The organism is Rhodococcus sp. KRD175 (assembly GCF_017168275.1).
In the GTDB taxonomy this organism is placed as follows: domain Bacteria; phylum Actinomycetota; class Actinomycetes; order Mycobacteriales; family Mycobacteriaceae; genus Rhodococcoides; species Rhodococcoides fascians.
Genome location: NZ_JABFAQ010000061.1, coordinates 1 through 9,082, shown reverse-complemented (window position 1 = coordinate 9,082; position 9,082 = coordinate 1). Strand labels below are relative to the sequence as shown.

The 9,082-nt window shown below is 70.4% G+C and carries 9 protein-coding genes; 1 reads left to right on the top strand and 8 read right to left on the bottom strand.

The window, feature by feature from the left end; translation table 11 throughout:
- Positions 1 to 227: 227 nt before the first annotated feature.
- From J1M81_RS25210 to J1M81_RS25180, 7 genes are read right to left on the bottom strand one after another with little or no spacing between them, the layout of a single operon-like run.
- Positions 228 to 1,643: an NADH-quinone oxidoreductase subunit N gene (locus tag J1M81_RS25210; RefSeq protein ID WP_042329325.1), complete on the bottom strand. Its 1,416-nt coding sequence runs from the start codon at positions 1,641 to 1,643 to the stop codon at positions 228 to 230.
- 21 nt (positions 1,644 to 1,664) lie between these two features.
- Entirely contained in the window at positions 1,665 to 3,155 is a 1,491-nt protein-coding gene (locus J1M81_RS25205; RefSeq protein WP_007626381.1) for a NuoM family protein, read from the bottom strand.
- Positions 3,156 to 3,157: 2 nt separating this feature from the next.
- Entirely contained in the window at positions 3,158 to 5,104 is a 1,947-nt protein-coding gene (locus J1M81_RS25200; RefSeq protein ID WP_206492765.1) for an NADH-quinone oxidoreductase subunit L, read from the bottom strand.
- Positions 5,101 to 5,403 carry an NADH-quinone oxidoreductase subunit K gene (locus J1M81_RS25195; RefSeq protein WP_017836397.1) on the bottom strand — a complete coding sequence of 101 codons (303 nt, stop codon included), beginning with the start codon at positions 5,401 to 5,403 and terminating at the stop codon, positions 5,101 to 5,103. The genes J1M81_RS25200 and J1M81_RS25195 overlap by 4 nt, the downstream gene beginning before the upstream one ends.
- Positions 5,400 to 5,963, bottom strand: coding sequence for an NADH-quinone oxidoreductase subunit J (locus tag J1M81_RS25190; protein WP_064257203.1), 564 nt, complete (start codon positions 5,961 to 5,963; stop codon positions 5,400 to 5,402). Before J1M81_RS25190 ends, J1M81_RS25195 begins: the two co-directional genes overlap by 4 nt.
- A 3-nt stretch (positions 5,964 to 5,966) precedes the next feature.
- Complete coding sequence (locus J1M81_RS25185; protein WP_017836399.1) at positions 5,967 to 6,902, bottom strand: complex I subunit 1 family protein; 936 nt, start codon at positions 6,900 to 6,902, stop codon at positions 5,967 to 5,969.
- Positions 6,895 to 7,602, bottom strand: a complete 708-nt coding sequence (locus tag J1M81_RS25180; RefSeq protein WP_223210110.1) for a hypothetical protein — start codon at positions 7,600 to 7,602, stop codon at positions 6,895 to 6,897. Before J1M81_RS25180 ends, J1M81_RS25185 begins: the two co-directional genes overlap by 8 nt.
- Before the next feature lie 12 nt (positions 7,603 to 7,614).
- On the opposite strand from J1M81_RS25180, the gene J1M81_RS25175 reads away from it, so the two are divergent.
- Complete coding sequence (locus tag J1M81_RS25175) at positions 7,615 to 8,235, top strand: hypothetical protein (RefSeq protein WP_241258476.1); 621 nt, start codon at positions 7,615 to 7,617, stop codon at positions 8,233 to 8,235.
- Positions 8,236 to 8,330: 95 nt separating this feature from the next.
- On the opposite strand, the gene J1M81_RS25170 is transcribed toward J1M81_RS25175, so the two are convergent.
- Positions 8,331 to 8,675 (bottom strand): NADH-quinone oxidoreductase subunit A, encoded by a 345-nt coding sequence (locus J1M81_RS25170; protein WP_007626392.1) that lies wholly within the window; start codon positions 8,673 to 8,675, stop codon positions 8,331 to 8,333.
- Positions 8,676 to 9,082 lie beyond the last annotated feature (407 nt).

Genomic DNA, 9,082 nt, shown 5'->3' with positions numbered 1-9,082 from the left:
CTTCGCTCTGGCCAAGCAATGGCGAGCGCTGGCCACCCGCTACGACAAACTCGCGATCACCTACCGCGCCGCCGTCACCCTCTGCGCAATTCTCACCTGGCTACGCCGATTGGGAGACACGCCCTAGGGGGTTCTCTCCTATAAGCGGGCTCTCCTGTACGGCCCCCGGCTCCCTCCCGCACCTACTCGACGCCCCTTCCGGCTGGGGAAGGCTGCCGCTCCCAGCCCTACAGGATCCCGGGGCCGTCGAGGGCAGCCCACAGGACACCGGCCAGGACGCCCAGCGCCAGGCTCGCGGTCGCGGCGACCGCGGCCGTGACGGCCGGCCAGGCGGCCATCCCGCCGCGTCCGGGGAACTCGGCGGCTTGGGAGTCGGGTCGGGCGAAGACGGGGGCGAACCAGCGCAGGTAGTAGAAGAGGCTGATCACGCTGTTGACCACCACCACCAGAGCCAGCCACCCGTGACCGCCGTCCCAGGCGGCGGTGGCGGTGGTCAGTTTGCCCACGAAGATCGCCAGGGGCGGGGTGCCCACCAGCCCCAGCAGCGCCACCAGCACGGTCAGTCCCAACCCTGGGCGGGAGCGGGCCAGCCCGCGGTATTCGGCGAGCGTCCGGTGCTCGGGCAGGGCAGCGGTCACGGCAAAGGCGGCGACGTTGGTCACGGCGTAGGCGGCCAGGTAGAACAACAGCGAGGGCAGGGCCAGGTCGCTGCGCCCGGCTGCGGCCACGGGCACCAGCAGGAACCCCACCTGCGCCACGGTCGACCAGCCCAGTAGCCGGCGGGGATCGGTCTGCCAGTAGGCGGCCAGGTTGCCCAGGAACATCGAGGCGGTGGCCAGTAGGGCGGCGACGAGCAACCAGGAGTGCTCTTCGGCGGAGACTGTGGCCACCAACCGGTACACGGCCACCAGCGCGCCCACCTTGGGCACGGTGGTCAGGAACGTGGCGGCGGTGACCCCGGAGCCCTGGGCGGCGTCGGGCACCCAGAAGTGCATCGGCACCCCGCCGGCCTTGAACAGCAGCCCGGCCAGCACCCCCAGGATGCCTGTCCCCACGGCGGCGTCCGGTGCGGTGGGCAACGCCTCCCGGAGCAGGGCGTAGTCGGTGCCTCCGGCCAGGGCATAGAGCACGGTGACGCCCAGCATCAACAGGATCCCGGACAGCGCCCCCATGAGGTAGGTCTTGACCGCCGCCTCGGCGCCCAAGCGGCCGCCGGTGAGTCCGATGATCCCGTACAGCGGGATGCTGGCCAGCAGGAATCCCACGATCAGCACCAACAGGTCGGTGATCCCGGCCAGGACCATCACCCCGGCGGTGGCGAAGAGCAGCAGGGCGTAGGTGTCGGATTCGCGCGGGGAGTCCTTGAGCTCCCCGGAGGCCACCCCCAGGATCAGCAGGGTGGCCAGGGTGGCTATCACCCGTGCGGCGCCGGTGGCGGTGTCCACGGCAAAGGTACCCGCAAAGGCGCTTTGCGCAGGCCCGGCCATAGCCACCGCGGCGGCGGTCGCGGCGCCCAGTAGCGCCAGGGCGGCCGCGGCGCGGGCGATCCACTGGCGCTGCCGGGGGAGGAACGATCCGCCCAGTAGCACCGCCAATCCGCCGGTAAAGACGATGATCTCGGGCAGCAGCAGCCCGGGGCTCATCTGCATGGAGGCGTCCACGGGTTACCGTCCCACCAGTTCCACGAGGGCGGCCGAGCTCGGCTCGATCACCCCGAGCAGCACCAGCGGCAGCACTCCGATCAGCACGGACAGCGCCAGCAGAGGGCCGGCCGACCACAGCTCGTGCGCCCGCAGGTCCGCGAACCCGGGGGAGCGCCCGGCGGCGGGCCCGGTGAAGACCCGCTGCAGGGCCCGCAGGAACAGGGCGGCGGTGATCACGATGCCCACTAGCGCCACTGCGGTCACCGGGGCCACGGCCACGCTGCCGGCGAAGATCTGGAACTCGGCTATGAACCCGGAGAACCCGGGCAGGCCCAGGGAGGCAAAGGCGCCGATCGCGAACAGCGCCGCGTACCGCGGGGCGGGGCCGGCCAGCCCGCCATAGGAACCCAGGTCGTAGGTCCCGGCCCGGCTCTGCATGACCCCGGCCAGCAAGAACAGGGCGGCGGTGATCAGTCCGTGGCTGACCATCTGCACCATCGCGCCGGTGACCGCCACGGACCGGGCCTGCTCGGCACCCTCCACCAGCAGCCCGGCCGCACCCAGGGCCAGGACGATGTAGCCCATGTGGTTGACGGAGGTGTAGGCGATCATCCGCTTGAGGTCGGTCTGGGCAAGCGCCACCAGTGCGCCGTAGAGCACGGAGACGATTCCCACGGCCACGATCACCCAGGCCCACGCCCGCCAGACCTCGGGCAGCATCGGCATGGCGATCCGCACGAAGCCGTACGCGCCCATCTTCAGCAACACCCCCGCCAGGACGGCCGAGCCGGCGGCCGGGGCGTCGGTGTGGGCCGGGGGAAGCCAGGTGTGGAACGGCACGGTGGGGGTCTTGACGGCCAAGCCCACCAGGATCGCCGCCAGCACCAGCCCCCCGGCGAGCGGCTCACCGGCCAGCGGGGGTGCGGCGACCAGCTCGGGGATGTCAAAGGTGTGGGGCGCCGAGAACACATACAGCCCGATGAAACCCAGCAGCAGGGCCAGCGACCCCAGGAACGTGTAGAGGAAGAACTTCAGCGCCGACCGGGCCGCATTGCCGTGGCCCCACCCGGCGATGATGAAGTACATTCCCACGATCGACAGGTCAAAAAAGACGAAGAACAGGATCAGGTCGGCTGAAACGAACACGCCGAGGCTCATGCTCTGCAGGAACAAAAATAGCGCCGCCTGCACGCGCGGCCGGTCCGAATCCCGCAGGCAGTACACAGCGCACGCCAAGAACACCACGACCGTCATCGCCACCAGCGGCAGGGACAGCCCGTCGATGCCCACGTGGTAACTGCTGCCCACCCCCGGGATCCACGGCACCTGCTCCTCGAACGCCAGCCCGTTCGGTCCCGGGTCCTTGTAGCCGGCCCACACCACGGCAACCAGCAGCACTTCCAGCACGCTCACCGCGATCCACGCCCATCGCGCGGCCGCCGGCCCGATCGCCGGCACCGCGGCCAGGACGGCGGCGGCGGCCAAGGGGAGAAAGACGATCAGACTGAGCATGCTCATCCCATCACTGCGTAGACGGTCCAGGCCACCACGGCCACGGTGAGCACCGCGACGGCCTGCAGGAGGTACTGGTGGACGGCCCCGGTCTGCGGGGTGCGGGCCAGGTGCCCGAGTCGGCGAACCCAACCGGCCAGGCCCTCGACGGCGCCGTCGACCACGGCGTCATCGAGGCGGGCCGCGCCCTGCCCGGCCGTATGGGCGGCCCGTGCGGCTGCTCCGACTCCGGCGTCGAGGACCTCGTCGTCGAACCGCGCCACGGACCGTGCCAGCATCGGGACGGCCCCGGCCACGGAGGTCACGGCGCGGTCCAGGACCGCGTCGTCGAACCGGGCCAGGAGGTGCGCCAACCGCATGACGGGAACGACGACGACAACGTGCGCAGCAGCCTCCAGCCCCAGCCACCGCTCGGCCCACCCGAGTTCCGGGGCGCGTAGACGTCGCATCAGCAGCACCACGGCCAGGGCGATGGCGGCCGAGACCACGAGCTCGAGCGCCGTCACCTCGCCGTGCCCGCCCATCGCCTGGGCGAGGGCGCCGCTGAGCGGGGGCAGCGCCAACACCGACAGCCCGGCCGCCCCCGCGGCCAGCACGACCAGCGGGGCCTGCTCGAGCGCCCCCACCTGCCCGGTGCCGAGCTCTTGCGTTGCGCCGACCTCCCGCCCGGCGGTGGGCTCCTCGACCCGGGCCTGGGCCCCGCGGTGCCAGATCGTCCATAGGACCTTGCCGGAGTAGGCCGCCGACAGGGCCGCCGCCACCAGTCCTGTGGCGTAGAGCCAGGCCGAGGTCTCCAGGGCCCCAGCCAGCACCGCGTCTTTGGTCGCCCACAGGGACAGCGGCGCGATCCCGGTCAGGGCCAGGGCTCCCACGGTCGCGGTCACGCCCACCACCGGCCATCGGCGGCCCGCCCCGCGCAGTTCCGTGAGCTTCTCGGTGCCCAACGCGGTGAGCCACGCCCCGGCAGCGAGGAACAGCAGTGCCTTGGTGGAGGCATGGGCCACCAGTTGGGCGGCACCTCCGCTCACCGCGCCCACTCCGGCGGCCAGCACCACAAATCCCATCTGCGCCACAGTGGACGCCGCCAGCAACTGTTTGAGATCCCGTTGGGCCAACGCCACGATCCCCATCGCCACCGCGGTCAGTAGCCCGATCCACGCGGCGGCCGGGCCCGCCCACCCGGTGGAGGCGAGCAGCGGCTCCACGCGCAGCAGCAGGTAACCGCCCATTGCCACCATCGCCGCCGAGTGCAGCAGTGCGCTGACCGGACTGGGGCCCTTCATCGCGCCGGAGAGCCAGAACGAGAACGGCAGCTGCGCGGCCTTGCCCAGTGCCGCCACCAGGATCCCGGCCGCCACCACGTGCCGCCACGGGCTCTCCGCCGCCGGCAACTCGGACAGGCCCATACCGGCGCCGCCGGCCAAGGCAGCGCCGGCGGCCAGGTAGAGACCCAGGTCGGCGGTACGGGTGGTGAGGAAGGCCGTGAGCCCGGCCGAGACGCGGTCGGTGTCCCGCCACCAGAACCCGATCAACGCGTACGAGGTCGCGCCCATCAACTCCCAGGCAAACAGCAGCGCCGGCAGGCTGGCGGCCGAGGCCGTGATCAGGGCCGCGGCGGCGAAGAGCAGCATCAGCCCGTGGAAGCGGGGCCGGGCCGCCCGGATGTTGCCGGCCGCAAAAACCAGCACCAAAAGGGTCACCACTGCGACCATCGGCAGGGTCAGCGCCGCCAGGGCGTCGACCTCCAATGCCACGTCGACGCCGGCGATGAACGGGAACGCCACCGCAGGCCGCGCAACGGCGACGACAGCCGCCAGCAGCGCGGTCACGGCAGCGGTCGATACCGCGATCGGGGCCGCAACCCGCTCCGCCCGGGTCAGCGCGAGCACCGCACCCACGGCAGCCGGGAGCACCACCAGGGTCAGCAGCAAGGTCTGGTCGGCGGTCATCCGGAGAGATCCTCGGCCATGTCGGTCATGTCGGTCTGCCGCTTGCGGTGCAACAGCGTCGCCACGGCAAAGCCCATGGCCATCTCCACGGTCATGGCCGCCAGCACCACCAGCAGCAGCACCTGCCCGGAGGGGCCCGGGGCCAGGAACCACCAGAACCCCGCGGCGGCCAGGAGCACCCCGTTGATCATCAACTCCAGGCCCATCATCACCATCACCACCACCTGCTGGGACAGGGCCCCGTAGAGCCCGACGGCGAACAGGGCGGCGGCCACCACCAGAACGGCCTCCAGGGTCATCGACCCACACCTCCCGGCTGGGGGTCGTCGGCCGGGCGGCGCCGCAGATCGTCGCCGAGCCGGTCGTAGCGGGTGCGCCCGGCGGCCAGGACGATCCCGGCCACGATGGTGGCCACCATGACCGCGCCCACCACGGCCATCACCAACATCTTTTCGCCCATGATCTCCAGGCCCAGCGCGTTGGTGAGGTCCTCGGGTGGGGCGCCACGTCGCTCGGGCCACGGGATCAGCAGCGCCCCGGCGGCCAGCAGCACAAAGACCCCGACCGAGGTGCCGATCGCGGTCTTCTTCCCGTGGGTCATGTCCATCGGCATCAGCGCCGGGTTCATGCCCATGAACATCACCATGTAGACCGCCATCACCGCCATCTCCATGACCATCATCAGAATCGTGATGATGCCCAGGTAGCTCTGACCCAGCAGCAAAATCATCACCCCCACGGCGATGAACGATGCCGCCAGCGCGTAGGTGGCCCGGGCCATCGAGTCCACCACGAACACGGCCGTCCCCGCGGTCACCGCCACCACAGCGAGTACCCAGAACACGATCCCGACCAGCACGGCTCAGCCCTTCCAGACCACGACGAGGGACACAAGCAGATCCTGGGCCACGACGGCCGGGAGCAAGACAGTCCAGCCGATCTCCATGAACCGATCCGGTCGCAGCAGCGGAAGTTTGCGCCGCGCCCACACCAGAACCGTCAGCACCAGCGCTGTCTTGACCAGCACCCACGCCCAGTCGGGCAGGACGGGCCCGGCACCACCGCCGAGGAAGAGCGGCACCGAGAACGCCGCCCCGGCGGTGAGGAACAGGTAGCGCCCGGCCTGCAGGACCAGCCGATCGACCCCCGAGAGTTCGGCCGTCACCCCGCCGACGATGTCCGCGGACAGGGCCGGGGCGAATGGACCCCATACAGAGAAGCCGGTCACGCCGATCAGGAAGACCAGGAACGCCACCGGCATCCACACCACAAACCACACGCCGTCCTGCGCGGCCGCGACGTCGCCCACCGCCAGACTGCCGGCGGCGATCGCCGGGGCCACCAATGCGAACATCAGCGGCAGCTCATAGGCCAGCCCGTGCGCGAGGAAGCGGTAACCGCCCACCAGACCGTGGATGGAGTTGGCGCCCCACCCCGCCAGCCAGACCAGGGCCCACACCATGACGTCGACGGCGTTGAACCACACGACTCCCACGTCGAGGTCCGCCAGTGTCCAGCGGCCCAGCGGGATCACGGCGATCATCAGGAACGCCCCGACCAGCATGCCCGCGCCGCCGATCCGCCACAGCAGGGTGTCCGCGGCGACCGTCGTGCGGCGACGCTGCCGCAACAGACGGGCCGCACGGGCCAGGGGAGTGGGCCCGCCACGACCGCCGCCCCGCGCCGGCGACGAGAGCACCCCGTCCAGCGCCACCGCGAACAACGCCAGCCCACACAGGATCACCCCGGCCAGCACGGCCCACCCACCGGACACGGTCGTCACCACGGTCTCAGACATGCCCCACCTCCCGGACGGCAGGATGCGAGCCCAGATCAAGGCTCGCCACCGCCAAGCGCACAGTGCCCAGCTCCAAACCGGTCACCAGGTCCGGCACCACCGCCCACGGCACAGTTAGTTTGTCCGCAGATTCCTGCGCTGAGCCGCCATCCGCCCGGTCCGGCGTTGCGCCGCCGACCTCGACGCGGATCCGTTCCAGTTGGGCCAGCAACCGGTCGTGGGCATCCCCGAGGCAGTGCCCCGGCAAGCCGTGGCGCTCCAGATCGGCCGGGCCGAGCGGCAGCACGCCCCGCAATGACCAGCGCAGCAGCCGCGACCTGCGAACCTTCCGGTGCAGACGCTCGACGGCGTCACGGGCGGCACCGGGATCGCCCGTCAGAATCCCGTCCCGGGCACGGCGGGCGCAGTCCGCCAGGTCTTCGGCACCGGCCAGTGCCAGCAGTGCCATGACCTGATCACATTGGGTCACCGTGGCAGACGCGTGGTCCGTGGGCCGACCGGGTGCTCCGGCCCTGTGCTCCGTCGCGTCGATCACCGAGGCGGTGGCGTCGACGACAACGTCCCCCTGTAGCGAGCAGTGCAGCACGAGCCCGGCCGGCCAGAACGGCAATACCGGACCGAGCGGCAGATGGAGAACATCCATCTCCAGGCCGTCGCGGTCCTCCCCGCCTTCGGCCAAGGGAATCCCGGCGGGAGCCATGTCCATATCCCCGTGGCCTTCATGGCCCTCGTGGCCACCATGCCCGCCATGGCCTTCATGGCCCTCGTGCCCGCCGTGGTCTGCGTGGCCCTCGTGGCCACCATGCCCGCCATGGTCTTCGTGGCCCTCGTGCCCGCCGTGGTCTGCGTGGCCCTCGTGGCCACCATGCCCGCCATGGTCTTCGTGGCCCTCGTGCCCGCCGTGGTCTGCGTGGCCCTCGTGGCCACCATGCCCGCCATGGTCTTCGTGGCCCTCGTGCGCCTGGCGATCCGCGTGCTCTTCGTGGTCCGAGTGTCCACCGTGGCCCTGGTGTTCCTCGTGTCCTTCGTGGCCCACGTGCCCTTCGTGCCCTTCGCCATCAGCATTGTTCGCGTGATCGGACATCGAGGGCTCCTGCGCCCGTTCGCGGGCGTCGGTCCGGTGATGGGAAGTGTCGAGCAGGAGCGCAGTGGCATTGTCGAGGGCGGGAACCACCGCTCCGGGCGAGGCGATGCCGATGCGCACCCGAGGGCCGGGCATCTGCTCCCAGAGGCGGTTCGCCAGATCCGACAGCTCAGGACCCGGCGCACCACACACGACGAGCACGTCCCCCTGAGCCGGACTACTGGCTATCCGCCACCCGCGACGGAGTAGCTGTTGCTCAAGCTCCATCCGAGTCGCCCACTGGCCCGGGGCCTCGACGACGAGCACCCGGGTGGCCTGGACGGCGAGGCGGGCGAGAAACGGGCTCAAGCCCATCGGAATGCGCCTTCTCGCCGTGCCCAGGCCACGGCGACTAGCAGGGCACCAAGGAACAGGAACATCTCCACCACCGCAGAGAGCCCCTTCTCGATCACCACCACGGCCCACGGGTACATAAAGAGCATCTCGACGTCGAAGGCCAGAAACACGATCGAGGCGAGGTACCAGCGTGCGTGGAACCGCGACAGGGCGTGCTCCTGCGGTGCCCACCCGGATTGGGCCGGCAGGACTGTCAACGGGTCGGAGGTAATGCTGGCCACGCGGTGGAGTGCATAGAAGAGAGCAACGACAGACAGCGCCACCAGAGCCACGGACACGATCCCTGAGGACATGACGGTCTCTCCCCTTTCTCGCGGTCGAACATCGAGGCCGGTCGCTGAGCGATGGGAGTCACCTTAACGGATTACCGCGATCGATAATCTCGTTCCAGCTCGGCGGTCAGCCGTGACCGGGGCCGGCTCCGCAGAGCAGGAACACCCGCGTGTGGGTCCGACTGATGCGAAATCTCTGGAACCGGTTGGGCTCGACTGGGGGCGGGGTTGTCGTCGAAAGAAAGCGCACACCTCCGCGCGTCGCTGGCTACTCATCGAAGAACTGTCCACATTCCTTGACTAGGGCGTGTCTCCCATAGCTGAGCGGTGACCCGCGAGACCGTGGCCGTATGGGACAGACGAAGTCACGATTTCGCCAGTTCACCGACGAGCAGTGGGAGCGGATAGAGCCCCTGCTGCCCTCCAAT